Origin of the sequence: Citrobacter sp. UYEF32, assembly GCF_040546205.1 — a bacterium.
GTDB classification, from domain to species: Bacteria; Pseudomonadota; Gammaproteobacteria; order Enterobacterales; family Enterobacteriaceae; genus Phytobacter; species Phytobacter diazotrophicus.
In genome coordinates this window covers 421,372-445,553 of the sequence record NZ_JBEPNI010000005.1, presented here as the reverse complement: position 1 = coordinate 445,553, position 24,182 = coordinate 421,372, and the positions used below count along the sequence as shown (strand labels likewise).

24 protein-coding genes and 1 pseudogene are annotated in these 24,182 nt (G+C 52.2%); 14 read left to right on the top strand and 11 right to left on the bottom strand.

The window, feature by feature from the left end:
- Positions 1-222: 222 nt before the first annotated feature.
- The 7 genes from fabI to pspF all read right to left on the bottom strand — a co-directional run bounded on the left by fabI (position 223) and on the right by pspF (position 8,031).
- On the bottom strand, positions 223-1,011 hold the full coding sequence (gene fabI, locus ABIB59_RS16655; protein WP_039076945.1) for an enoyl-ACP reductase FabI: 789 nt from the start codon (positions 1,009-1,011) through the stop codon (positions 223-225).
- A gap of 658 nt (positions 1,012-1,669) precedes the next feature.
- The gene (sapF, locus tag ABIB59_RS16650) at positions 1,670-2,476 is read right to left on the bottom strand and encodes a putrescine export ABC transporter ATP-binding protein SapF (RefSeq protein ID WP_039076947.1); all 807 of its coding nucleotides are present in this window, start codon (positions 2,474-2,476) and stop codon (positions 1,670-1,672) included.
- Position 2,477: 1 nt separating this feature from the next.
- On the bottom strand, positions 2,478-3,470 hold the full coding sequence (gene sapD, locus ABIB59_RS16645) for a putrescine export ABC transporter ATP-binding protein SapD (RefSeq protein ID WP_039076948.1): 993 nt from the start codon (positions 3,468-3,470) through the stop codon (positions 2,478-2,480).
- Positions 3,470-4,360, bottom strand: coding sequence for a putrescine export ABC transporter permease SapC (gene sapC / locus ABIB59_RS16640; RefSeq protein ID WP_039076949.1), 891 nt, complete (start codon positions 4,358-4,360; stop codon positions 3,470-3,472). Before sapC ends, sapD begins: the two co-directional genes overlap by 1 nt.
- Complete coding sequence (sapB, locus tag ABIB59_RS16635; protein WP_071194092.1) at positions 4,347-5,312, bottom strand: putrescine export ABC transporter permease SapB; 966 nt, start codon at positions 5,310-5,312, stop codon at positions 4,347-4,349. Before sapB ends, sapC begins: the two co-directional genes overlap by 14 nt.
- Positions 5,309-6,952, bottom strand: a complete 1,644-nt coding sequence (gene sapA, locus ABIB59_RS16630) for an ABC transporter substrate-binding protein SapA (RefSeq protein ID WP_039076951.1) — start codon at positions 6,950-6,952, stop codon at positions 5,309-5,311. Before sapA ends, sapB begins: the two co-directional genes overlap by 4 nt.
- Before the next feature lie 98 nt (positions 6,953-7,050).
- Entirely contained in the window at positions 7,051-8,031 is a 981-nt protein-coding gene (gene pspF, locus ABIB59_RS16625) for a phage shock protein operon transcriptional activator (RefSeq protein WP_039076952.1), read from the bottom strand.
- 166 nt (positions 8,032-8,197) lie between these two features.
- Between pspF and pspA the strand changes: the two genes are divergently transcribed.
- From pspA to tyrR, 10 genes and pseudogenes are all read left to right on the top strand, one after another.
- Positions 8,198-8,866: a phage shock protein PspA gene (gene pspA / locus ABIB59_RS16620; RefSeq protein ID WP_039076953.1), complete on the top strand. Its 669-nt coding sequence runs from the start codon at positions 8,198-8,200 to the stop codon at positions 8,864-8,866.
- Positions 8,867-8,933: 67 nt separating this feature from the next.
- Complete coding sequence (pspB, locus tag ABIB59_RS16615) at positions 8,934-9,158, top strand: envelope stress response membrane protein PspB (RefSeq protein WP_039076954.1); 225 nt, start codon at positions 8,934-8,936, stop codon at positions 9,156-9,158.
- Positions 9,158-9,517, top strand: a complete 360-nt coding sequence (pspC, locus tag ABIB59_RS16610) for an envelope stress response membrane protein PspC (RefSeq protein ID WP_071194094.1) — start codon at positions 9,158-9,160, stop codon at positions 9,515-9,517. Before pspB ends, pspC begins: the two co-directional genes overlap by 1 nt.
- 17 nt (positions 9,518-9,534) lie before the next feature.
- Positions 9,535-9,753 carry a phage shock protein PspD gene (gene pspD, locus ABIB59_RS16605; protein WP_039076956.1) on the top strand — a complete coding sequence of 73 codons (219 nt, stop codon included), beginning with the start codon at positions 9,535-9,537 and terminating at the stop codon, positions 9,751-9,753.
- Positions 9,754-9,844: 91 nt separating this feature from the next.
- Positions 9,845-10,159: a thiosulfate sulfurtransferase PspE gene (pspE, locus tag ABIB59_RS16600; protein WP_079497516.1), complete on the top strand. Its 315-nt coding sequence runs from the start codon at positions 9,845-9,847 to the stop codon at positions 10,157-10,159.
- A 112-nt stretch (positions 10,160-10,271) separates the two neighbouring features.
- Positions 10,272-11,669 (top strand): YcjX family GTP-binding protein, encoded by a 1,398-nt coding sequence (locus ABIB59_RS16595; protein ID WP_354036363.1) that lies wholly within the window; start codon positions 10,272-10,274, stop codon positions 11,667-11,669.
- Positions 11,666-12,727, top strand: a complete 1,062-nt coding sequence (locus ABIB59_RS16590) for a YcjF family protein (RefSeq protein ID WP_222556112.1) — start codon at positions 11,666-11,668, stop codon at positions 12,725-12,727. The genes ABIB59_RS16595 and ABIB59_RS16590 overlap by 4 nt, the downstream gene beginning before the upstream one ends.
- Before the next feature lie 96 nt (positions 12,728-12,823).
- Positions 12,824-13,127, top strand: a pseudogene (locus tag ABIB59_RS16585) (type II toxin-antitoxin system HigB family toxin).
- Positions 13,128-13,132: 5 nt separating this feature from the next.
- A complete protein-coding gene (locus ABIB59_RS16580; protein WP_079497513.1) occupies positions 13,133-13,492 on the top strand; it encodes a helix-turn-helix domain-containing protein in 360 nt (119 codons plus the stop codon).
- Positions 13,493-13,633: 141 nt separating this feature from the next.
- Entirely contained in the window at positions 13,634-15,175 is a 1,542-nt protein-coding gene (gene tyrR / locus ABIB59_RS16575; protein ID WP_039076990.1) for a transcriptional regulator TyrR, read from the top strand.
- Between the two features lie 42 nt (positions 15,176-15,217).
- On the opposite strand, the gene tpx is transcribed toward tyrR, so the two are convergent.
- On the bottom strand, positions 15,218-15,724 hold the full coding sequence (tpx, locus tag ABIB59_RS16570) for a thiol peroxidase (RefSeq protein WP_039076959.1): 507 nt from the start codon (positions 15,722-15,724) through the stop codon (positions 15,218-15,220).
- A 117-nt stretch (positions 15,725-15,841) separates the two neighbouring features.
- Here tpx and ycjG point away from each other — a divergent pair, with 117 nt between their 5' ends.
- Complete coding sequence (gene ycjG / locus ABIB59_RS16565; protein ID WP_107223057.1) at positions 15,842-16,816, top strand: L-Ala-D/L-Glu epimerase; 975 nt, start codon at positions 15,842-15,844, stop codon at positions 16,814-16,816.
- Here the strand turns inward: ycjG and mpaA are convergent.
- Positions 16,798-17,511 (bottom strand): murein tripeptide amidase MpaA, encoded by a 714-nt coding sequence (gene mpaA / locus ABIB59_RS16560; protein WP_039076961.1) that lies wholly within the window; start codon positions 17,509-17,511, stop codon positions 16,798-16,800. The genes ycjG and mpaA overlap by 19 nt on opposite strands.
- Positions 17,512-17,698: 187 nt before the next feature.
- Between mpaA and ABIB59_RS16555 the strand changes: the two genes are divergently transcribed.
- Together ABIB59_RS16555 and ABIB59_RS16550 are read left to right on the top strand one after the other, a co-directional pair.
- The gene (locus ABIB59_RS16555; protein WP_039076962.1) at positions 17,699-19,315 is read left to right on the top strand and encodes a peptide ABC transporter substrate-binding protein; all 1,617 of its coding nucleotides are present in this window, start codon (positions 17,699-17,701) and stop codon (positions 19,313-19,315) included.
- A 204-nt stretch (positions 19,316-19,519) separates the two neighbouring features.
- A complete protein-coding gene (locus tag ABIB59_RS16550) occupies positions 19,520-19,708 on the top strand; it encodes a YdiH family protein (protein ID WP_071194313.1) in 189 nt (62 codons plus the stop codon).
- 55 nt (positions 19,709-19,763) lie between these two features.
- Here the strand turns inward: ABIB59_RS16550 and ABIB59_RS16545 are convergent, their stop codons facing one another.
- Together ABIB59_RS16545 and ABIB59_RS16540 are read right to left on the bottom strand one after the other, a co-directional pair.
- The gene (locus ABIB59_RS16545) at positions 19,764-20,984 is read right to left on the bottom strand and encodes a GGDEF domain-containing protein (RefSeq protein WP_354036221.1); all 1,221 of its coding nucleotides are present in this window, start codon (positions 20,982-20,984) and stop codon (positions 19,764-19,766) included.
- Between the two features lie 143 nt (positions 20,985-21,127).
- On the bottom strand, positions 21,128-22,495 hold the full coding sequence (locus ABIB59_RS16540; RefSeq protein WP_354036219.1) for an MHYT domain-containing protein: 1,368 nt from the start codon (positions 22,493-22,495) through the stop codon (positions 21,128-21,130).
- A 457-nt stretch (positions 22,496-22,952) separates the two neighbouring features.
- Between ABIB59_RS16540 and ABIB59_RS16535 the strand changes: the two genes are divergently transcribed.
- Entirely contained in the window at positions 22,953-24,149 is a 1,197-nt protein-coding gene (locus ABIB59_RS16535) for a methyl-accepting chemotaxis protein (RefSeq protein WP_039076964.1), read from the top strand.
- Positions 24,150-24,182 lie beyond the last annotated feature (33 nt).

Below are 24,182 nucleotides of genomic sequence, written 5' to 3'. Positions count from 1 at the left end.
GTGGCGATCCGGACTCGTCGTTATGCTGGTACGCGGATCTTTTTCGCTGTTTTATCCTGGCGTAAGCGGTGGAAGGGATGAAAGAATGTTACGTGATAATAAATATCAGAAAGATATATATAACGTTAAAACACACAGACTGCAGGATGTGGGGGACAAGCGGGAATGCAAAGGGGAAAAGGGGTAATGAAATGCGCCCCCTGTGGCAGGGGGCGAGGGCGATTATTTCAGTTCCAGCTCATTCATTGCAGCGATGTTGAAACCGCCATCAACGTGAACAACTTCACCGGAAATACCTGCGGACAGGTCAGAACACAGGAACGCAGCGGTGTTACCCACATCTTCAATGGTAACGGTGCGGCGAATCGGGGTAACTGCTTCGCAGTGGGAGAGCATTTTACGGAAATCTTTGATGCCAGATGCCGCGAGGGTGCGGATCGGGCCAGCAGAGATACCGTTAACACGAACACCTTCCGGGCCCATCGCGTTCGCCATGTAACGAACGTTCGCTTCCAGAGAGGCTTTTGCCAGACCCATAACGTTGTAGTTAGGAATAGCACGTTCTGCGCCCAGGTAGGACAGAGTCAGCAGTGCGGAGCCTGGGTTCAGCATTTCGCGGCAGGACTTAGCCAGTGCCACAAAGCTGTAGGAGCTGATGTCATGTGCGATTTTGAAGCCATCGCGGGTTACGGCATTTACGTAGTCACCGTCCAACTGGTCGCCCGGCGCAAAACCGATGGAGTGAACGAAACCGTCAAATTTCGGCCATACTTTAACCAGTTCACTGAACAGGGCTTCGATGCTGGCATCTTCCGCAACGTCACACGGCAGTACGATGCTGGAACCCAGTTGAGCGGCAAACTCTTCCACACGGCCTTTCAGTTTGTCGTTCTGATAAGTGAACGCCAGTTCAGCGCCTTCGCGGTGCATAGCTTGCGCGATACCGTAGGCGATGGAAAGTTTGCTGGCAACACCCGTTACCAGAATGCGCTTACCGGTAAGAAAACCCATAGCTTTAATCCTTATAGTCATTGCTTTTATTTACTTTAACAATCAACAGCTTATGATTGCCATTTCAACATAAATCAAAACGAAATCGAATTATCCCAGCAGCCGCCGTCGGTGTCACGTTTTTTCCGTGATGGCAGGATACGCCCAAGGATATGTATAAGACTGACTCATTAACAGTTCGATACCGCAAAAGTATATCACCAGAGTACCATTCCGGGTCATCCAACCAGCGGGAAGTGGGATATGGCGTACAGTTAATCAAACGATGCATTACCAGTCTTAGCATGACCTAATCTTAAGGAAAGGATCATAATTGCGCTCAGGAATAAGTACTGTTGATTGAGAAGAGCTAATATCTTTTCTTGATGAATTATTGTCGTATGTTAATCGCTACAAGGATTAGCTAAGGAGAGCATTATGTGGCGGTTTTTATTTTTAATCATTATATTTAACTCAGTGCAAGCGATAGCGTCCACTGTAAGTTGTGCTATAACGATAAACACTAATAATAAATACAATTTTACGCTACCTACTATTTCAACAGATAAGTTCACGTCCGGATTGTCGGCCAATAATAGTCAGTACAGAAAGCTATATACCTGGGATTATTTTATGGGGATGAGCACAAAAAAGCCGCAGAATTCTGCGGCTTTTTTACTCAGCGATCCTGCCGCCAGGCATCGGCGGTCAGCGCCTCGCCAAAATGTCCGGCAATCAAGCGCTTAGTCAGATCGTGAAGCGGCGAAGCCAGCACGCTCGCGGTACTCCCGCGTTCAACCACTTCACCCTGATGCATCACCAGAACCTGATCGCTGATATGTTTCATCATACCGATATGCTGGGTCACATAAATATACGAAATACCCTGTTTTTCCTGTAATTCCAGCATCAGATTAATCAGTTGCGAGCGCATTGACATATCCAGCGACGCCAGCGCTTCGTCGGCAATAATCACCTTCGGGCGCAATATTAAGGCGCGAGCCAGCCCCAGACGCTGTTTTTGCCCCGGCGCGAACATGTAAGGATAGTAACTGGCGTGATCGGGCAGTAGGCCAACCATGCGCAACGTTTCATAGATGCGTTTTTGCCGCGCCTCCGGCTCCAGGTCTGTGTTCAGACGTAGCGGGAAATCGAGGATCTGCGAGATGCGCTGACGCGGGTTTAGCGAGGTCGACGGGTCCTGGAAAATCATGCGGATACGTTGACTACGAAATGAATAGTCGCCGTAATGCAGAGGATGATCGTCAATCAATAACTCACCGGTGGACGGTTCCACCATGCCTGCCAGCATCTTTGCCAGGGTCGATTTGCCAGAGCCATTCTCGCCGATAATGGCCAGCGTTTGCTTCTCACGCAGGGTAAAACTGAGCGATTTAACCGCTTCCACGGTTTGTGGACGAAACCACCCGGTACGATAGCGGAACGTCTTACTTAGATTGCGCACTTCGAGCAGCGTTTCAACCATCTCACTCTCTCTCCATATTCAACGGGAAATGACAGGCATACAGATGGTTTTTCGCACCACTCAGACGCGGTCTTTCTACACATTTACGCTGGGCATAAGGACAGCGCGGCCCAAGGCGACAGCCGATCGGCAGATGTTCGAGCAACGGAATGGCACCCGGCATGGTGTTCAGGCGGCTTTTATGCGGCATGGCACTGCCAAAATCAGGAATGGCGCGAATCAACGCCTGGGTATAAGGATGATGCGGTGTCGTCACCAGTTCTTCGCTTGGTGCGGTCTCCACGGTTTGCCCACAGTACATGACATTAATGCGGTCGGCCCATTTACTCAGCATCTGTAAGTCATGACTGATCAACAAAATGGTGGTGTTGTTGTTCTGGTTTAGTCGAGTTAACAGACGGAAGATTTGCGCCTGCGTTGTCGGCTCCATGGCGTTTGTCGGTTCATCGGCAATCAGCAGGCGTGGTTGGTTGGCCAGTGCGATAGCGATCATCACTTTCTGGCATTCCCCTTCGGTCAGCTCATAGGGGAAGCTGCGCATCGCGTCTTTATGATCTTTAATGCCCACCCGGTGCAGCAGCTCAATAGCGCGCTGTTTGCGCCAGCCAAAACGACGGAAGAAGCCGCCTTTCCACGTCCAGCCGGGGATATTTTGCATCAACTGTTTGCCAATTCGTTCAGACGGGTCGAGACACGACTGCGGCTCCTGAAAAATCATGGAGACGTTATGGCCAAGCAGCTTGCGCCGCTCGCGCGCGGAAAGCCGCATCAGATCGATATCATCAAAACGCATACGGTCGGCGGTCACCCGCCAGTTCTCTTTCGTCACCCCGCAAATGGCTTTGGCGATAAGGCTCTTACCTGAACCGGATTCACCCACCAGACCGCGGATTTCCCCTTCGGCCAGCGTCAGACTGACCCGGTCAACGGCCTTAACCCAATCGTCACCGGTCTTCACTTCAATGGTCAGATTGCGAATATCCAGCAGTGGCATTATTCCACCCCCGCATTAATCGCGCGGCGAATACCATCGCCCAGCAGATTGACTAACAAAACGCTCAACATAATTGCAGCACCCGGTAGCATTACTGTCCAGGGGGCAACATAAATGAGTTCCAGTGCATCACCGAGCATGGCGCCCCATTCCGGGGAAGGGAGCTGTGCGCCTAAATCGAGGAAGCCCAGCGCCGCGATATCCAGAATGGCCATCGACAGCGAACGGGTAATTTCGGTGACCAGCCCGGCGGTCATGTTTGGCAGCACGGCAAACCACAGAATATTCAGCGTGGATGCGCCATCAAGACGGGCGGCAATAACATACTCCTTTTCCAGTTCATCATGCACCAGGCTGTAAACCGACCTCACCATGCGCGGCAGGAGCGCCAGCCATACGGCAAACATGGCATGAGAAAGGTGCGGCCCGGCGAAGGCCACCACAATGATGGCCAACAGCAGCGACGGAATAGAGAGCAGGGTGTCGAGAATATGGTTTAGTACCGCTGAGCGCAGACCATGGGTCGCCCCGGCGAAGACGCCCAACACCAGCCCAACGAGCGTGGCGGCGAGCGTCACCACAAACGCGCCCCCGACAGTGGGGGCCGCGCCGCTCAGTAAACGGCTTAACACATCGCGCCCCAGGTCATCGGTGCCGAGAAAGAAAGAGACCTCGCCATAGCGTGACCAGGACGGCGGCAACAATTGGTAGCCCAAAAATTGCTGATCAATGCCGTAGGGCGCAAACCAGCCACCGAACACGCATAACACCGCCAGCGCCGCACAGCCGTACAGGCCGATCATTGCCGGCGTGTCGCCATAGAATTTTCGCCACGCGGTGAGCAGGGTGCTGGGCGGGCGCTTTTCGCTATAGACGCTATCGTAAGGCATACCATTCCTTATGTTTCAACGGGTTCGCCAGTGCGCCCAGAATGTCAGAAAGCACGTTCACGATGATAACCAGTGAGCCTATCACCATTACCCCGGCAGAAATTGCCGCATAATCTTGCTGGCGGATTGCGTTGATGACCCAGCGCCCCAGGCCTGGCCAACTGAAGACCATTTCGGTAATCATCGCCAGCGTCAGCATGGTCGAAAACTGCAATCCCAGGCGTGGGATGACCGGCGGCAGGGCATTATGCAGAACGTGGCGGCGCAAAATAGTCAGGCGTGACATACCACGCGTGGCGGCGGCCTTAATATAATTTTTGTCGAAAACGTCAATGGTGCTGATACGCATTAAACGAATGACTTCGGTGGTTGGAGCAACCGCGAGTGTCAGAACCGGCAACACCATATGACGGATGGCGCTGATAATCATCTCGTCACGCCACGGCGAATCAGAAAGCCATGCATCGAGGATAGCGAACCCGGTAACAGACTTCACTTCGTAGAGCAGATCGAAGCGGCCAGAAACCGGCAGCCAGCCCAGAGTCAGCGAGAAGAACAGTGTTAAGAGCAGCGCCAGCCAGAATACAGGAATGGAGAAGCCGAGCAGGGCGATGGCGCTTATCAATTTATCCTGCCACTTATTGCGCATAATGCCTGCCATCATGCCTATGGGAATACCCACCAGCAAGGCAAAGCCAAAGGCGAGGATGCACAGTTCCATGGTTGCCGGGAAAACCTCTTTCAGTTGTTCAGAAATCAACTGACCATTGATGCTCGACACGCCAAAATCCCAGTGCAGTAGCCCGTTAAACCAAAAAACCCAGGCGTTCCACAGCGAGGCGCCCTGCAATGGCGCATGGGGGGTGAAATAGCTCAAACTAAAGCCGATAAAAGTCAGCAGAAAGAGCGTCACCAGCAGGAGCAACAGGCGGCGTAAGGTAAAAATGATCATGGTTTTTTCACCTCTTCTTCTTTTTCCCGCGTCACCCCGGCAAACGAGGCGCTGCCAAACGGGCTCAGCACCAGCCCTTTAATATCGTAGCGATAGGCCTGCAGACGAAGCGATGAGGCGAGCGGCAGTACCGGCAGTTCCTGCGCCAGAATGTTTTGCGCCTCATCGTAGGCATCAATGCGCGAGGCAAGCTGCTGCGACGCCAGCGCTTTTTGCAGGACGCTGTCAAATTCGCGGTTACACCAGTGGGCGAAATTGGTTTGGGAATCGATAGCCGCGCAGCTCAATAACGGACGAAAGAAACTGTCCGGATCATTACTGTCGGTTGCCCAGCCAGAGAGGGTGAGGTCATGGTTCATGTCCATCAGACGCGCCTCCTGGAAACGGCCTTCAACGGGAACAATCACCACCTTCACGCCAACCTGCGCCATATCGGCCTGAATCAGTTCTGCTGTTTTGAGCGGACTGGGGTTCCAGGCCTGCGACGTGGTCGGCACCCATAAATGCAGCGTCAGGTTTTCCAGCCCCAGCTCTTTAAGACGTTTTCGCGCTTTCTCCGGATCGTATTCGGTAACCCTGGCTTCACCGTCATAAGCCCAGGACGCGCGTGGTAAAATCGATGCCGCCGTTTCGGCCGTGCCGTAATAGATGGACTGCATCAGGCGCTGGTTGTTAATCGATAAGGCCAGCGCATGGCGAACTTCCGGGTTATTGAGCGGCGCTTTATCAGTATTAAACGCCAGATAGGCGATATTCATGCCCGGACGCAGGGTCAGGCGCAGGCGCGGGTCGTCACGCAAAATGGTTAACTGACTCGCGGCAGGCCAGGCCAGCACATCGCACTCACCGGTCAATAATTTCGAGAGTCGGCCTGTACCACCGGAACCCAGATCCACCACCACTTGTGGCATCAGCGGTGTGCCACGCCAAAAATGGGCGTGACGTTGTAACCTGACATACTGCCCGGCGCGGTACTCTGCTAACTGGAACGGTCCGGTGCCGACGGGCTGGCGATCAAGAAGTTCCTGACGGTCGGATTTTGCCAGCATTGCCGCATACTCCGCAGACATCACCGAGGCGTAGTGAGTCGCCAGATGCCATAAGAAGGAGGCGTCTGGTTGGCGCAGACGAAACTCGACGGTGTGGCTATCGAGCTTACGCACGCTTTGCACAGAATCAGCGAATTGCAGACTGTCGAAATATGGGAAGTTGGTGCCGTTAACGTTATGCCAGGGGTTGTCGCGATCAAAAATGCGCTGAAAGGTAAAAACGACGTCGTCTGCGTTGAAATTACGTTTGGGCTTGAACCACTGCGTCGTCTGGAAAGCAACGCCATCACGCAGGTGGAAGCGGTAGGTCGCACCGTTATCCATCACTTCCCAGCTTTCCGCCAGTTCGGGCACCAGGCGGTAGGTATAGGGGTCAACGTCCAGCAGGCGGTCATAAAGTTGCGCTGCCAGCGTATCGACAATCAGGCCGCTGCCCGCTTTCTGTGGATTAAATGTGCTCACTTGCCCGTTGACGCAATAAACGAAGCCACTGTCGCGAATATCGGCAGTCGCCGCCTGCGGTGAAGCAGAGTGCGCAATACCGGCCCACAGGCTCGCGGTGATTAGCAGGAAAGGGGAAAGCAGACGCATGTTTTATTCAACGATTTTAGGTTCATGTGCAAAGTGTATCGCACTTGCCATAGCTTCGTACAAATGTCTGATAACGACTGCTGTTATTGTCAGCGATTTCAGCTTATCTGGTGCTTTTTCAGCAGTGCCCGCAACTGGTGATAGGTCAACCCCAACAGCTCCGCCGCCCGTTTCTGATTAAATTTTGCCTGCTGCAAGCTGTTTACCAGTAACTCGCGTTCCTGCTGATGCTGGAACTGGCGGAGGTCGACAGGCAGCGTCGGTAAACCGCCCGACTCAGGCAAAACCGCTTCAACGATTGGCGTCTCGTTGTTAAAGGGGTCAATGATGATCTCATCAAGTGGCGTTTCGCTTGTCCCGTGCCGGTAAACCGAGCGTTCAACGACGTTTTTAAGCTCGCGAATATTCCCCGGCCAGTTATAACGCATCAATGTTTCGCGCGCGCGCTCTGTAAATCCGGCAAACAGCGGCAATTTAAGTTCGCGGCACATTTGGATGGCAAAGTGATCGGCCATCAGCATGATATCGCTCTGGCGCTGGCGTAACGGGGGAAGTTGCACCACATCAAAGGCCAGACGGTCCAGTAAGTCGGCGCGGAAAGTGCCTTTATAAACCATCTCCGGCAGGTTGGCGTTGGTGGCGCACACCAGGCGTACATTCACCTGCAGAGGCTGGCTGCCGCCGACGCGCTCCAGTTCACCGTATTCAATTACGCGCAGCAGTTTTTCCTGAACCAGCATCGGGGCGGTGGCAAGCTCATCAAGAAACAGGGTGCCGCCGTCGGCGCGCTCAAATCGACCTGGATGACGTTTTTGCGCACCGGTGAAGGCGCCCGCTTCATGACCAAACAGCTCGGTATCAAGCAGATTTTCATTAAGGGCAGCGCAATTGAGGGAGATAAACGGCCCTTGCCAGCGGCTCGACAGATAGTGCAGACGGTTGGCGATTAACTCTTTCCCTGTGCCGCGTTCACCGATGATAAGTACCGGTTTATCGAGCGGCGCCAGACGCGAAACCTGTTCCAGCACCTCAATAAAGCTGTTGGACTCGCCCAGCAGATTGTCTCTTTGTTCAGCCATGATGAATTTCGCCACTTGTTAGCGTTATTCACCACTCTAAACTAAAAATGCGCAACGGTAAAATAGAGTGTTTCTTTTAAAATCAATAAATTAAAAAATTGGCACGAAGATTGTAATACTTGATAGCAGGGCAAGGCCCGATTACAGAAATTAAGAGGAACAGATTATGGGTATTTTTTCTCGTTTTGCCGACATCGTGAACGCCAACATCAACTCGCTGCTGGAGCGCGCTGAGGATCCGCAAAAGCTGGTGCGTCTGATGATTCAGGAAATGGAAGACACGCTGGTCGAAGTACGTTCAACCTCAGCCCGTGCGCTGGCAGAGAAAAAACAGCTCGTACGCCGCGTTGAGCAGGCGACCGCGCAACAGGTTGAATGGCAGGAAAAAGCCGAGCTGGCTCTGCGCAAAGATAAAGACGATCTGGCGCGTGCGGCGCTGATCGAGAAGCAGAAAGTGACGGCGCTTATCGATACGCTGGAGCAGGAAGTGGTGCAGGTTGATGAAACTCTCGCCCGGATGAAAAAAGAGATTGGCGAGCTGGAGAGCAAACTCAGCGAAACGCGCGCACGCCAGCAGGCGCTCTCTTTACGCCACCAGGCGGCGAGCTCGTCCCGCGATGTGCGTCGCCAGCTTGATAGCGGCAAGATTGATGAAGCGATGGCCCGTTTTGAGTCTTTCGAACGTCGTATTGACCAGATGGAAGCCGAAGCGGAAAGTCATGGTTTTGGTAAACACAAAACGCTGGATCAGCAGTTCTCTGAACTGAAAGCGGATGACGAAATCAGCGAACAACTGGCGCAACTGAAAGCAAAAATGAAACAAGATAATCAATAACATTTTTGCAAGACATTGCAGGCGGCATCGGGAGATGTCGCCCCATTATCACCTGTAAGGAGTACACATGAGCGCGCTTTTTCTGGCCATTCCCCTGACGTTATTCGTTCTGTTTATTTTGCCGGTCTGGTTATGGCTCCATTACAACAACCGTACCTCACGCGGTGAACTACCGCAAAGTGAGCAGCAACGGCTGGTGCAACTGACCGACGATGCACGGCGAATGCGTGAACGTATTCAGGCGCTGGAAGACATTCTTGATGCAGAGCATCCGAACTGGAGAGATCGCTGATGGCAGGTTTAAACAGCAATAAAAAATTATGGCGTATCCCACAGGAAGGCATGGTGAAAGGGGTGTGCGCCGGCGTTGCGCATTACCTGGATGTACCAGTGAAGTTGATCCGTTTGATAACAGTGCTGGCCATGCTGTTCGGGCTATTTTTCCCGGTTGTGGTGGTCTATATCGTTATGACCTTCGTTCTGGACCCGATGCCGGAGAGCGCAGTGGATGCCGAAAATACACCAACCAGCAGCCAGCTTCTGGATGCCGTGGACGCGGAACTGGAAGCCGGTGAGCGTCGTCTGCGCCAGATGGAGCGTTATGTCACCTCCGACACGTTCTCTCTGCGCAGTCGTTTCCGACAGCTTTAATGAAGAGGTATCAGGCAATGGCAACCTGGCGACAGGCCACACAGAAAGTTAAACCGGGGATGAAAATCGCCGGGAAAGTTGTCCTGCTGGCCGCGTTGCGCTATGGCCCGGCAGGAGTTGCAGGCTGGGCGGTGAAATCGGTGGCGCGCCGCCCGGTAAAAATGTTGTTGGCTTTTGCGCTTGAACCGTTGCTCAATCGCGCGGCGAGCCGATTCTCGAAACGCTTTATGAAGTAACCCGTGCGCAAAATGCGATAACAGCGCTACAACCGGGTTGTGGCCGGGCGTATAGTTGGCGAAGGAATTAACAAAACCAAAGGAAGGAAAGATGTTAAAACAAACGGTTATCGCCGCTGCGCTCGCTGCCAGCACACCCACTTTTGCCGCGGAGCACTGGATCGACGTACGGATCCCGGAGCAGTATCAGCACGAACATATTCAGGGCGCACTGAACATACCGCTCAGTGATATTCAGGCCGGAACCTTCTCGCCACTGGCAAAAGAGGACACCCTGTACCTGTACTGCAATTCCGGGCGTCAGGCGACGCTGGCCCAGGAGGCATTACAGCAAATGGGTTACCAGCATGTCATCAATATGGGCGGTATAGCCGGTCTGAATAAGCCTGTCGTTACCTCCAAATAAACCTTCTGGCGGCGGGGCATTCGCCTCGCTACCGTTGATATCTGCCGAAGTGCACCTCATCTCATATATCCTATGAATAAATTTTCTGATTTCATGGCGGCACGGAATGACGATTGAACGCTGGAAAAATGAACTTAATGCCCTGGTAAACCGGGGAATGGATCGCCATCTGCGGTTAGCCGTTACGGGGCTTAGTCGCAGCGGAAAGACGGCGTTTATCACCGCAATGGTGAATCAATTACTTAACGTTCACGCAGGCGCGCGGCTTCCCTTGTTTAGCGCGGTACGTGAAGAGCGGCTGCTTGGTGTTAAACGCGTTCCTCAACGTGATTTTGGTATTCCGCGTTTTACCTATGACGAAGGGCTTGCGCAGCTTTATGGTACGCCACCCGTCTGGCCAACCCCGACACGCGGTGTCAGCGAGATTCGACTCGCGCTGCGCTTCCGGTCGCAGGAGTCGCTGCTGCGCCATTTTAAAGAGACCTCCACGCTGTATCTGGAAATTGTCGATTATCCAGGGGAATGGCTGCTGGATTTGCCGATGCTGGCTCAGGATTATCTAAGCTGGTCACGACAGATGCGCGGCCTGTTACAGGGACAACGTGGCGAATGGTCGCAGAAGTGGCAGGCCTTGTGTGAAGGGCTGGATCCTTTAGCGCCTGCCGATGAAAACCGTCTGGCAGACATTGCCGCTGCCTGGACAGATTATTTGCATCAGTGCAAACGCGAAGGGCTGCATTTTATTCAGCCGGGGCGTTTTGTTCTGCCCGGTGATATGGCCGGCGCACCTGCATTGCAATTTTTCCCATGGCCCAATGTGGACGAAACGGGGGAAGCCAGACTGGCGCAGGCGGGCAAACACACTAACGCGGGCATGCTGCGCGAGCGGTTTAACTACTATTGCGAACATGTGGTGAAGGATTTTTATAAAAATTACTTCCTGCGTTTTGACCGCCAGATTGTGCTGGTGGATTGCCTGCAACCGCTCAACAGCGGGCCACAAGCCTTTAATGATATGCGTCTGGCGCTGACGCAACTGATGCAAAGCTTTCACTACGGTCAGCGGACGCTGTTTCGCCGTCTGTTCTCGCCGGTTATCGATAAGCTGCTATTTGCCGCCACAAAGGCGGATCATGTCACGCTCGACCAGCATGCCAATATGGTGTCGTTGCTCCAGCAACTGATTCAGGATGCGTGGCAAAACGCCGCGTTTGAAGGGATCAGCATGGACTGCGTTGGTCTGGCCTCTGTCCAGGCGACACAGAGTGGCTTGATTGATGTTAATGGCGAGAAAATTCCCGCCTTACGTGGCCACCGGCTGAGCGATGATTCTCCCCTGACATTTTACCCCGGTGAGGTGCCGGCGCGTCTGCCAGGCCAGGCATTCTGGGAAAAACAAGGGTTTCAGTTTGAGTCCTTCCGCCCTCAGGCGCTGGATGTGGATAAGCCATTGCCGCATATCCGTCTGGACGCTGCGCTGGAATTTTTATTGGGAGATAAATTGCGATGAGTGAACCCCTCAAACCGCGTATCGATTTTGCCGGGCCGCTGGAAGCGGAGACCGTCATGCAGGTCAAGGCCGCGCAAACATTCAGCGACGATCTGGCTGATAACTTCGCGCCAGTCAATCCCGACGAGATCCGCGAAGAAGGCCCGGCAGAAGCCGCAGTAGAAGCGGCGCTGCACCCGAAACGCAGCCTGTGGCGCAAAATGGTGCTCACCGGGATGGCGCTGTTTGGCGCAAGCGTTGTCGGTCAGGGCGTGCAATGGGCGATGAATGCCTGGCAAACTCAGGACTGGGTCGCCATGGGCGGGTGTGCCGCTGGTGCATTGATTGTCGGTGCGGGCGTTGGGTCTGTGGCGACGGAGTGGCGTCGGCTATGGCGATTGCGGCAGCGAGCCCAGGCACGAGACGAGGCGCGGGAACTGCTTCACAGCCACGGTACAGGGAAAGGGCGCGCATTTTGTGAAAATCTGGCGCGCCAGGCCGGGCTAGACCATGCGCATCCTGCACTCCAGCGCTGGTATGCTGCGATTCATGAGACACAAAATGACAGGGAAGTGGTCTCGCTGTATGCCCATATCGTCCAGCCTGTATTGGATAACCAGGCGCGGCGTGAAATCAGTCGCTCCGCGGCTGAGTCAACATTAATGATTGCCGTCAGTCCGCTTGCGCTGGTGGATATGGCGTTTATCGCCTGGCGCAATCTGCGTCTGATTAACCGCATTGCCACGCTTTATGGTATTGAGCTGGGGTATTACAGTCGACTGCGTCTGTTTCGCCTGGTGCTGCTCAATATTGCCTTTGCCGGCGCCAGTGAAATGGTGCGTGAAGTGGGCATGGACTGGATGTCGCAAGACCTTGCCGCACGTCTTTCCGCCCGTGCCGCGCAGGGGATTGGCGCTGGCCTGTTGACTGCCCGATTAGGCATCAAAGCCATGGAACTGTGCCGCCCGTTACCGTGGCTTGGCGATGACAAACCGCGTCTTGGCGATTTTCGTCGTCAGTTGGTGGTGCAGCTCAAAGAGACGGTGCAAAAAGGCAAAGCGTCGAAGCGAGATGGATAGTTCTCTCTTGCCGTTAAGTTTACTGTGGTTGTTTTTACAGAAGTCCCATTTTGGGATAAAATGGATAGGGTCCCACGATGGGACAGGGATAATTCAATGAAGATCATATCCATCAAAGCGCTCAGAGATTTTTGGACGACACATCCGGATGCGGAACAGTCCTTAAAAGCATGGCACGATGAGGTTCAGCAGGCTGAATGGAAAACGCCTGCAGACATTAAATCTCAATACCGTAGTGCAAGCATCCTCAAAAACCGGAGGGTCGTGTTCAACATTAAAGGTAACGACTACCGTTTTAATTGTCTCGATTGCGTATCAACGAGGCTGGGTGTTTGTGAAATTTATAGGCACACATCATGAATATGATGTTGTCGATGCAGACAACGTTGAACGAGGGTAATCTGTATGCAAATCAAGTTAATCAAAACGGAACAGGATTACGAAGCCGCGTTAAAAGCGGTTGCCCCTATGTTCGACAATGAACCTCAAATGAACACACCTGAGGGTGATTACTTTGAGGTGATGTGTTTGCTTATCGAAGAGTATGAAAAAAAACATTATCCAATCGATCCTCCTGATCCGATTGAAGCCATAAAATTCAGGATGGAGCAGCAAGGATTGACCGTCAGCGATCTGGAGTCTGCAATTGGCAAATCGAACCGGGTATACGAAATTCTGAACGGTAAGCGCAATCTGACGTTACCGATGATTCGAAAACTCCACTGTCAGTTTGGCATTCCCCTGGAAAGCCTTGTTGGACTATAAATTGCGCGCTGCGCGTTTAACTTTACGGCACAGCGCCCACTTTTCCGCCATGCTGTCAATATTTCTTGACAGACATCTTCCTGCCAGAGAGGAACTGACATATTATCCCGGCATTCGTTGATTATCTGGGGTGATATTTCCATGCGTCTTGAAGTCTTTTGTGAAGACCGACTCGGTCTGACACGCGAACTGCTGGATTTACTGGTGTTACGCGGCATTGATTTACGCGGAATCGAGATAGACCCTGTCGGGCGCATCTACCTGAATTTTGCTGCTCTGGAGTTCAATACATTCAGCAGCCTGATGGCAGAGATCCGCCGTATCCCTGGCGTAACCGACGTGCGCACCGTGCTGTGGATGCCTTCCGAGCGTGAGCATCGTGCGCTGAGCGCGGTGCTGGAGGCGCTGCCGGAACCCGTTTTATCGCTGGATATGAAAGGGAAGATTGAACTGGCGAACCCGGCGAGTTGCCAGCTATTTGCGCTGGACCAGAGCAAACTGCGCAATCACAACGCGGTACAGCTCATTTCCGGTTTCAATTTCACGCGCTGGCTGGAAAGCAACCCGCACAACTCTCATAGCGAACATGTTGCCATTAATGGGCAAAATTTCCTGATGGAAATCACCCCGGTCCATCTGGAAGGCGAATCCGGCGAACCGGTTCTGACCGGCGCGGTGGTGATGCTGCGTTCCACCGTCCGAATGGGACGTCAGTTACAAAACCTTTCGCAACAGGATCTGGGCGCTTTCAGCCAGATTGTCGCCGTCAGTCCGAAGATGCGCCAGGTGATGGAGCAGGCCCGGAAGCTGGCAACACTTACGGCACCGCTACTGATTACCGGTGACACGGGGACGGGTAAAGATTTGCTGGCCCGAGCCTGTCATATGGCCAGTCCGCGTGCGGCGAAACCCTACCTGGCGCTGAACTGCGCGTCGATTCCGGAAGATGCCGTCGAAAGTGAACTGTTTGGCCATGCCCCGGAAGGGAAAAAGGGTTTTTTTGAACAGGCGAATGGCGGTTCTGTGTTGTTGGATGAAATCGGCGAAATGTCGGCGCGAATGCAGGTTAAACTGCTGCGTTTTCTCAATGACGGGACTTTCCGCCGGGTTGGGGAAGACCATGAGGTACACGTCGATGTGCGGGTGATTTGCGCCACCCAGCGCAACCTGGTGGAGCTGGTGCAAAAGGGGATGTTCCGCGAAGATCTCTATTATCGCCTGAATGTTCTGACGCTGAATCTACCGCCGTTGCGGGAGCGTCCGCAGGATATCATGCCGCTGACCGAACTCTTTGTTGCCCGTTTTGCCGATGAGCAGGGCGTTCCCCGGCCTAAATTGTCGGCCGATCTGGGTAATGTTCTGACCCGTTATGGCTGGCCGGGCAACGTTCGTCAGTTGAAAAACGCGATTTACCGTGCGCTTACCCAACTGGAAGGCTACGAGCTACGCTCACAGGATATTCTGCTGCCGGACTTTGATGCCGCTACCCTGCCTGTCGGCGAAGATGCGATGGAAGGGTCGCTTGATGAGATCACCAGCCGCTTTGAGCGCTCGGTACTGACACAGCTTTATCGCAGTTTCCCCAGCACGCGTAAGCTGGCAAAGCGCCTTGGCGTCTCGCATACGGCGATCGCGAATAAACTACGGGAATATGGTTTGAGCCAGAAGAAGGGTGACGAGTAATACGAATTGCCCGGTAAAAAGCGCGTTACCGGGCAGACTTTATTAGCCTTTCAGCACTTCAAGTGCGGCAGCATAGTCAGGCTCGTTGGTGATTTCATTCACCAGTTGGCTGAAAATGACATTGTCGTTTTCGTCAATGACCACCACAGCTCGTGCCGCCAGACCTTTCAGCGCGCCTTCGGAAATGCCCACACCGTAGTTTTCCAGAAACTCAGCGTTACGCAGCGTGGAGAGGGTGATCACATTGCTCAGACCTTCCGCACCGCAGAAGCGAGACTGGGCGAATGGCAGGTCAGCGGAAATGCACAGAACGACAGTGTCGTTTACGCCTGTTGCCAATTCGTTAAATTTACGCACAGATGCGGCGCATACGCCGGTATCAATGCTCGGGAAAATGTTCAGAACTTTACGTTTTCCTGCAAACTGGCTTAATGCAACGTCAGACAGGTCTTTCGCCACGAGAGAGAACGGTGCGGCTTTGGAACCGACCTGCGGAATCTTACCGGCAACGGAAACTGGATTACCCTGGAAATGGACAAGCTGTGACATATATATCTTCCTGTTTACATATAGTTAACTTCGTCGCTAGTGTATTCTGAAAGCAAGGACCACGGCAAACCTAATTTCACATCTATAATCGTGGAAAAGGCGGCAGAGGAGAAAGGGATGAGAAGCGTTAAGGTTTATGATGAAACCTGGCCGTTACACACGCCATTTGTCATTGCTCGAGGTGCGCGCAGCGAGGCTCGGGTAGTGGTTGTTGAACTGGAAGAAGACGGCGTCAAAGCCGTAGGTGAATGCACGCCATATCCCCGTTATGGCGAGAGCGAGGCTTCGGTGATTGCGCAGATTATGACGATCCTGCCGCAACTGGAAAATCGTTTGACCCGTGAAGAACTCCAGACACTGCTTCCTGCAGGTGCGGCGCGTAACGCCGTCGACTGTGCGCTTTGGGATCTGGAAGCCCGGCGACAGGGAATGACGCTCGGGCAGTATGTGGGAGTGACATTGCCCGCCACAGTCACTACTGCGCAAACCGTGGTCATCGGTACGCCTGAGCAAATGGCCGCCAGTGCCTCGGCGCTGTGGGAGACGGGGGCAAGGTTGCTTAAGGTGAAGCTTGACGATCATTTGATCAGCGAAAGGCTGGTGGCAATACGTGCCGCTGCACCGGAAGCCACGTTGATCGTTGATGCCAATGAGGCCTGGCAAAGTGAAGGTCTTGCTGCCCGTTGCCAGCTTCTGGCCGATCTTGGCGTGGCAATGCTCGAACAGCCTCTTCCGGCAGGCGATGATGCCGCGCTGGATAACTTTATCCATCCTTTGCCCATCTGTGCCGATGAAAGTTGCCACACGCAACGGGATCTCGCCGCGCTGGCGGGGCGCTATGAGATGGTTAATATCAAGCTCGATAAAACCGGCGGGTTGACAGAAGCGCTGGCGTTAGCCCGTGCGGCGCACGAGCAGGGTTTTGGCCTGATGTTGGGCTGCATGATCTGTACTTCACGCGCCATTGCCGCGGCACTACCTTTGGTGGGTGAGGTTCGCTTTGCCGATCTCGACGGCCCTACCTGGCTTGCGGTAGATGTCGAACCGTCGCTGCAATTCACCCCTGGTCAGCTTCATCTCTCCACATCATGACGCAGTAGCGCTGTCATCGCGCTGAGGTATTTCTCGCTGGCTTCATCGGCTGAAACTGGCGGGAATTCCAGTGTGATGCAGTGCAAATTCATATCTGCGCACCAACTACCGAAAGAGCCGGGTGTTTCGTAGCCGACACTGGTGACCAGCGGTAAATTAAACGCCTGCGCCAGCCACTGACCAAAGGCGCTGTTGCGTGGATCTTCCACACAGGCCAGCGGATCGTGAAACGACACCACCCAGGCGGGGCGGACCTGGTGAATCAACTGGCACAATGCTTTAGTTTCGGGTTCGGAGCCGGGGGCATCACCTGTCGATAACACCACATCACGCGCTTCGGCGGCGCTGTTCCAGCGATAAACCGTTTCGCCGGGTTTCCAGTTTGCGGCCGGAAAATTACGATTCAAATCCACGCCGCTGGCATTCGCACGCAGGCCAAGCTGGCAACCATCCGGATTGACGGCCAGCACAACATGGTGTCGACGAAGTTCTGGTTTCAATGTCCGCAAGGCGCAGGAAAGCGTCACAATAGAAGAGTTTTCATCACCATGGGTTCCCGCAATGATAAGCCCGCTGGCATGTGAAGCTTCGGTTGCCGGAAACCAAATGAGCGGGGCACCTAACAGAGAGTGTCCGTAATATTCGCTACCGGAAGGAAAGGCGCCCCGTTCCGGGCGTGGGCGTGAAGCAGGCATAGTCATCCTTATTCTGGTTGGCTTATTGCAAGTGTTGGGCATATTTCTCGCCTGGGCAAATTATTGCTGTATTCAGGCAAAAAGGAATAGCCGTCAACTTTCCATCGACGAAAATTTGCATTCGCTCTTTCTAAAACAAATAATTACCTCATCTTTCGTTTTGCTTCAAAACATAAAAGGGGATCTCATGAAGCATCCTGTCTCGTTGCTCAGTTGTGCGCTTTTACTCTGTGGTTTTTCCTCATCGCCCTGGGCTGCGGATGTTCCGCAGGGCACAGTGCTGGCTCAGAAACAGGAGTTGGTTCGCCATATTAAAGACGAACCCGCATCGCTTGACCCGGCGAAGGCGGTAGGGCTGCCGGAGATTCAGGTCATTCGCGATCTGTACGAAGGCCTGGTCAATCAGAATGAGAAAGGCGACATCATCCCTGGCGTGGCCACCAAATGGCAGACCAGCGATAACCGCGTCTGGACATTCTCCCTGCGTAATGATGCAAAATGGTCCGACGGCACGCCGGTCACCGCACAAGATTTTGTTTATAGCTGGCAGCGCCTGGTCGATCCGAAAACAACGTCACCTTTTGCCTGGTTTGCGGCGCTTGCAGGAATCACCCACGCGCAGGATATCGTTGATGGCAAGGCGACGCCGGATAAACTTGGCGTGACGGCGGTCGATGCCCATACGTTGCGGGTGCAACTCGATAAGCCGTTGCCATGGTTTGCGAACCTTGCTGCGAATTTTGCGTTTTACCCGGTGCAGAAAGCCAATGTTGAAAGCGGCGCTGACTGGACGCGTCCAGGCAACCTGGTCGGCAATGGCGCTTATGTGCTGGAAAACCGGGTGGTGAATGAGAAAATTGAACTCAAACCGAATACCCATTACTGGGATAACCGTAAAACCGTCATTCAGAAAGTGACATTTGTACCGATCAATCAGGAAACGGCGGCGACAAATCGCTATCTTGCCGGGGGAATTGATATCACGGAGTCCTTCCCGAAAAATCAGTACCAGAAATTGCTCAAGGAGATTCCCGGCCAGGTTTATACCCCGCCGCAGCTCGGCACCTATTACTATGCCCTTAATACGCAAAAAGGACCGACAGCCGATCCGCGCGTACGTCTGGCGCTGAGTATGACCGTAGACCGCCGCGTGATGGCTGAGAAGGTGCTGGGAACCGGGGAAAAACCGGCCTGGCGATTCACACCGGACGTTACCGCAGGCTTTAAACCACAGCCTTCGGCGCTGGAAAAGATGAGCCAGGCGGAGCTCAATGCCCAGGCGAAAACCCTGCTCCAGGCCGCGGGCTATGGCCCACAACGTCCGCTGGAATTGACGTTATTGTATAACACCTCCGAAACGCATCAGAAAATCGCGATTGCGGTGGCATCGATGTGGAAAAAGAATCTGGGCATTGATGTCAAACTGCAAAACCAGGAGTGGAAAACGTATATCGATAGCCGTAATACCGGCAACTTTGATGTTATCCGCGCCTCATGGGTGGGGGATTACAATGAACCGTCTACCTTTCTGTCGCTGTTAACATCTACCCATAGTGGCAACATCGCGCGTTTTAACGATCCGGCATATGACAAGGTCATGAATCAGGCTGCGCAGGAGACACAGGCTGAAGCCCGTAATGCGGATTACAATACGGCTGAGAAGATCATCGCGGAAAAAGCACCCATCATTCCTATCTATCAATACACCAATGGTCGCCTGATTAAGCCATGGCTTAAAGGCTATCCCATCACTAACCCGGAAGATGTGGCGTATACACGCACAATGTATTTGATTAAGCACTGAGTTTTCTGACGGGTATAACGTCTTTCGACATCTCCGCTGGCGCTTATGCAGCGCCAGCGCCGCATTTTCCCCGTTTACCCATAGGCCGATGCCTGCCATCGAAGGAATGTGAAGCGTGGAGACGAACGCGCATACGACTTTGGTCAAAAAATGGTCGAAATAATGTGTTATAGTGATTATGTTTTAACCACACATGAGGATTATATGCACACCGAATTAGACCCCACTCAGTTGGCAATTGAATATCTCCGTCGCGATAAAAGCGGATTGACGCCTGCGCAATACCTTAAGAAATTAAAACAACTCAGGCTGGAATTCGCGGATTTGCTGACGCTCTCGCATAGCGAGCTAAAAGAAGAGATCGATTTTGCCTGGCGGATGGGCATCCACTAAATAACGCCCATCGTTGAAAAGCGCCCTCGCAAGGGCGCATTTTTTTGTCACGAATTCAGGCTGCCAGCACTTTATTACGCCCACTGTTTTTTGCACGGTACAGCGCTTCATCCACACGCTTAAACAGATCGTCCAGCGATTCTCCCGCCAGATGGCGAGCCACGCCAATACTTACAGTGCATCCCGGAAGTTGGGGAATATTGATACTGGCGACGGCCTGACGTAACTGTTCAGCGATGCCAACAGCGGTTTCCTCTGTCGTATGGGGCAACAGCAACAGAAACTCTTCGCCGCCCCAGCGGAAAACATAATCTCCGTGACGGCAATGTTGCTCAAGCGTGCGGGAAAGTTGTATCAGGACTTCATCACCTTTCTGATGCCCGTATTGATCATTGATGCGTTTAAAGTGGTCGGTATCGACCAGCAACAGGTTGAAATCGAACGCGGTCGGCATAATCTGTTCAGTCAGATGGTAGAACTGTCGGCGATTGAGTAAACCGGTGAGTAAATCGCGGTGCGCGGCATATTCCAGTTCCTGCTCAAGGCGTTTCTGCTCAGTGATATCGTGAATAATGCATAGCATCAGTCGGTCATTATAGATTTCAACCGGGCCAGCATAGGTCTGAACATGGCGGGTTGAGCCATCAGCCAGCTTATGTACAAAATTGAGCGGCTTATGGCCGCCAGGCAGATGGGCGATTTCAGCCATCACTGGCAAAATACCACGTCCGAGGGTGTTGATCTCCCAGGTGTGTTTTTGGCACATCTCATCGTACGAGTAGCCGTAAAAACGCAGTGCAGCGAGATTGGCATCAACGATCAGGCCATCTCTGGCGGGGTCGATAAGCAGGATAGGTGCGGAGTTGGTATAGAAAAAACGGGCATAAAAGCCCTGTTTGCGATGGCGGTATGTTGTTGAGCGGCTGGCTTTAACTCTGGCGGATGTTCCCGAGGATAATCCTTCAAAAAATATCACTTCACCTATGCCACTGATTTCGCGCAGGGAGGCTTTACAACTTAAACTCACCTCTTCGCCATCCATGTGAACAGTCCAGACTTCGATAATATTGTGTTGATTCCTGAGACCTGGCAGGTACATGGCCAGGCTGTGATGTGCATATGCCGAATATGTACCGGTTCGCAATTCCCGTACTGAACGCTCAGCGGTCAATTTCTTCGCCACTGCGTTGGTGAAGAGCAATTCTTCTGTTTCAGGTGAAATCACCCAAACGGGTGTTGTCAACAGGTTTAGCGCATCCAGGCGATCTGTAAGCATGGATTTATCCCCTTATCGTGCGCGTCGCTTTAGTCTTTGTAACTTATCGAATAATAGCGTTTTCGGCAGTTTTATTATCAGGCTTGAGGAAAATCTAACGCAAAAAAATGTGAATTGATATGTATCGTTGCAATAAGCAAATTTTACTTTTGATTGATTGATATATCAGAGAGGAAAAAAGGAGTGTTTGCCGCATTGTGAGTTATTGCCGGATGCCAGACTTCCCAGCCATTACGCCCATTTTGTTTGACACGATACATCGCGGCGTCCGCTTTAAATTTCAGATCCTGAACGGTGTCACCGTGCAGGGGATAAAAACTGATGCCCACACTTAATGACACGTTTATGACATGCCCTTGTTCGTAAAATGGAAAATGAATAGTGTCTACCAGTCTTTTTGCCAGTATGGTGATTTCCTCATCTATACAATCAGGTACCAGCAAAATAAACTCATCGCCCCCAAGGCGCGCCAGCGTCATTTTTGCATTGACGCAGGTCGAAAGTCTTACGGCGACGGACTTCAATAATAAATCGCCAATGTGGTGTCCAAAGGCATCATTGACCTGCTTAAAACGGTCAAGATCCATAAACAATACGGCAAATCGCTGCCGCTGGGCTGCTGCGCTGGCAAGGCAAGCATCCAGTAAAATATCGAATTGGATCCGATTTGCCAGGTTGGTCAGGGGGTCGAAATGGGCCTGCATCTCCAGTTGATGGTTTAACTGACGCAGGCTCTCTGTGAGTCGCGAGGTGCGGATCTGGGAGTCAATGAGTGAAATAAACAGCATTATTCCCAGTACAATCAGCGTGGAGGTCGAGACCCAAATTGAAAGACCGGCTTCGCTCACGCTGGTATGCGTAGAGTAATAGGCAGTACTGCGAACAATAATTCCAGCGCTGTCTTTACCATTGCTAAACTCAACGGCGCTCATCGCCACATAATGCATGGCGCATATCGTGATACCGAGAACGAGACCAGCGAAAACCCGATAGATAAATGCGCCGTGATGGTTGACCTGGCGAACAAAGGCAAGCCATAGCGAAAAACCGGAGGAAAAAAAAGCAATGGTTACAGAGAGGATGAGACGCGGCGTGTTCCAGTAGAGAGTGACGTAATCGGTGAGGGCGGCCATACCGAGAGCATGCATTCCCACTATGCCCAGACACAATAAACAGGTCGCCAGGATAAGACGTTTAAAGGGCAGTATCTCTTCGCTGACAACAACGTTGATGGCCAGTGTTGCGGCAATTAAGGCAACAACGAATGAAGCAATGGTTAACACCAGGTCGTAATGCATCACGATAGGCATGCGCATCGCCAGCATACCAACAAAATGCATTGACCAGATTCCCATGCCTAGTGTCGCACCGCCACAGAGTCGCCAGAACAGCGCGCCGCGAACGGTGGATGAAAAAATTTTGCTGGCGCTATCCAACGCCACAAATGAGGCAATGAACGCCACAACAAAAGAAATACCGATAAGTATGGGATCCCACGATACATAAAGCATTATGCATTTCACGCCCGCTGAAAAGGAAAGAGTTAATTCTAATTTTTATTCTAGCAGCTAACCTGGCGAATTTATGTTGTTGGAAGTATTTATTATTTATACTGCTATTTAAGTTGAATTAAAAGTAAATTATTATTATCGGCATTCACATAAACAACTTTAGGGTTATGAATCATTTTAGCACGGCTTAAATATAATTTAAGTGGCGTGATGGATTAAATTATAGAGATGTAAAGCTGCTTTTTGTATGGCGGATTACCTCCTGATATGACAAGTTATTTAGATATCTTAACTTTAAAATTTGCTGTATCTCTGGGTTTTTGGATTTTAATGTCGCCCTTAAGTTAAATTTAAGTGAAGGTAAGCTAAACATGTCTTACGATCAAATTCGGGGTGAAAAAGTTATTTTCGAATGCTATAAGAATATTATCCCTCGCGAAGTATTGTTGGTGCCCCCATGCTTAAAAATATTAGTGTAAGAAGCTTTATATTATCATTCCTGATTGTCTCTTTTTTCATCATCGACCTTTTAGTAATCGCCATCTCAAAAAACATGGCCTTATTTACAGCAATTAGCGTGGTTTCGGTAGCAACATTGAGTTTGCTTTGGCTGTATATGACGTATTATTTAGTCACGCCAATTAATACGGTGAAGAAAAGTATCGAAGAGGTGACCGCTGGCAACCTGTCGATTACGATTCCCGAATTTGGCAACAATTGTGCCGGGCGCTTAATTCCAGGCATTAATAGCCTTTCTGCAAGTATCGCAACGCTGGTTAATGAAATTCGTCTCTCTTCACAGAACGCAATGGATCTCTCCGATCAACTGGCATCTCGAAGCGGCGAGCTGTCGGTTAAAACTGAAGAGCAATCTGCGGCACTGGTGCAGACAGCGGCCAGTATGGAACAGATAGCCAGTAGTACCCAAAATAATGCCGAAAACACGCGGCTTGCCAGTACCCGGGCGAACGATGCCAGTGCGAATGCGCGAAAAGGCGGCGACTTGATGGGGCAGGTGGCGAAAAATATGCAGTCCATTACTGACTGTGCGGGCCAAATGGCAGATATCATCTCCCTTATTGATGGCATTGCTTTTCAGACAAATATTCTCGCGCTGAACGCTGCTGTGGAAGCGGCAAGAGCGGGGGATCACGGTAAAGGCTTCTCTGTGGTAGCAGGAGAAGTCAGAGGCCTGGCGCACCGCAGCGCCGAAGCGGCCAAAAATATTAAGTCGCTGATTGCCGTCACCACGGAAAACGTCACGCAAGGGGCGACAGTCGTCAACCAGGCCGAACAAAATATGCATGAAATTGTCTCCGGTGCGAGTGTGGTCAGCAAGTTAATGGGTGAAATTGCTGTATCGACCCTGGAGCAAGAAAAAGGCATTTCGCAGATTACACTGGCACTGTCTGAGCTGGAAAAAGTGACGCAGAGTAATGTCACTATGGTAGAAGAACTGGCGGGTTCTTCTGACATTCTGAAAAACCGGGTTATCGAACTGCAGGCTCGTACCTCTAAGTTCCGTCTGGCGGACAACCAGGTAACAGACACTGGTCCCGTTACGACACCCTCAAGCGTTCCTTCCGAAAATCGTAGAAATCGTCAGGCAAGCCCTGCTATCGGTAACCAGGAAAATTACTGGCATTCGTTCTAATTTTCAGGTCATCCCGCCTCTGGCCCGCTCATG

Coding starts and splice junctions, on each gene's coding strand:
- fabI (WP_039076945.1), bottom strand. CDS start 1,011: ATGGGTTTTCTTACCGGTAAGCGCATTCTGGTAACGGGTGTTGCCAGC.
- sapF (WP_039076947.1), bottom strand. CDS start 2,476: ATGGTTGAAACGCTGCTCGAAGTGCGCAATCTAAGTAAGACGTTCCGC.
- sapD (WP_039076948.1), bottom strand. CDS start 3,470: ATGCCACTGCTGGATATTCGCAATCTGACCATTGAAGTGAAGACCGGT.
- sapC (WP_039076949.1), bottom strand. CDS start 4,360: ATGCCTTACGATAGCGTCTATAGCGAAAAGCGCCCGCCCAGCACCCTG.
- sapB (WP_071194092.1), bottom strand. CDS start 5,312: ATGATCATTTTTACCTTACGCCGCCTGTTGCTCCTGCTGGTGACGCTC.
- sapA (WP_039076951.1), bottom strand. CDS start 6,952: ATGCGTCTGCTTTCCCCTTTCCTGCTAATCACCGCGAGCCTGTGGGCC.
- pspF (WP_039076952.1), bottom strand. CDS start 8,031: ATGGCTGAACAAAGAGACAATCTGCTGGGCGAGTCCAACAGCTTTATT.
- pspA (WP_039076953.1), top strand. CDS start 8,198: ATGGGTATTTTTTCTCGTTTTGCCGACATCGTGAACGCCAACATCAAC.
- pspB (WP_039076954.1), top strand. CDS start 8,934: ATGAGCGCGCTTTTTCTGGCCATTCCCCTGACGTTATTCGTTCTGTTT.
- pspC (WP_071194094.1), top strand. CDS start 9,158: ATGGCAGGTTTAAACAGCAATAAAAAATTATGGCGTATCCCACAGGAA.
- pspD (WP_039076956.1), top strand. CDS start 9,535: ATGGCAACCTGGCGACAGGCCACACAGAAAGTTAAACCGGGGATGAAA.
- pspE (WP_079497516.1), top strand. CDS start 9,845: ATGTTAAAACAAACGGTTATCGCCGCTGCGCTCGCTGCCAGCACACCC.
- ABIB59_RS16590 (WP_222556112.1), top strand. CDS start 11,666: ATGAGTGAACCCCTCAAACCGCGTATCGATTTTGCCGGGCCGCTGGAA.
- ABIB59_RS16580 (WP_079497513.1), top strand. CDS start 13,133: ATGCAAATCAAGTTAATCAAAACGGAACAGGATTACGAAGCCGCGTTA.
- tyrR (WP_039076990.1), top strand. CDS start 13,634: ATGCGTCTTGAAGTCTTTTGTGAAGACCGACTCGGTCTGACACGCGAA.
- tpx (WP_039076959.1), bottom strand. CDS start 15,724: ATGTCACAGCTTGTCCATTTCCAGGGTAATCCAGTTTCCGTTGCCGGT.
- ycjG (WP_107223057.1), top strand. CDS start 15,842: ATGAGAAGCGTTAAGGTTTATGATGAAACCTGGCCGTTACACACGCCA.
- mpaA (WP_039076961.1), bottom strand. CDS start 17,511: ATGCCTGCTTCACGCCCACGCCCGGAACGGGGCGCCTTTCCTTCCGGT.
- ABIB59_RS16555 (WP_039076962.1), top strand. CDS start 17,699: ATGAAGCATCCTGTCTCGTTGCTCAGTTGTGCGCTTTTACTCTGTGGT.
- ABIB59_RS16550 (WP_071194313.1), top strand. CDS start 19,520: ATGCACACCGAATTAGACCCCACTCAGTTGGCAATTGAATATCTCCGT.
- ABIB59_RS16545 (WP_354036221.1), bottom strand. CDS start 20,984: ATGCTTACAGATCGCCTGGATGCGCTAAACCTGTTGACAACACCCGTT.
- ABIB59_RS16540 (WP_354036219.1), bottom strand. CDS start 22,495: ATGCTTTATGTATCGTGGGATCCCATACTTATCGGTATTTCTTTTGTT.
- ABIB59_RS16535 (WP_039076964.1), top strand. CDS start 22,953: ATGCTTAAAAATATTAGTGTAAGAAGCTTTATATTATCATTCCTGATT.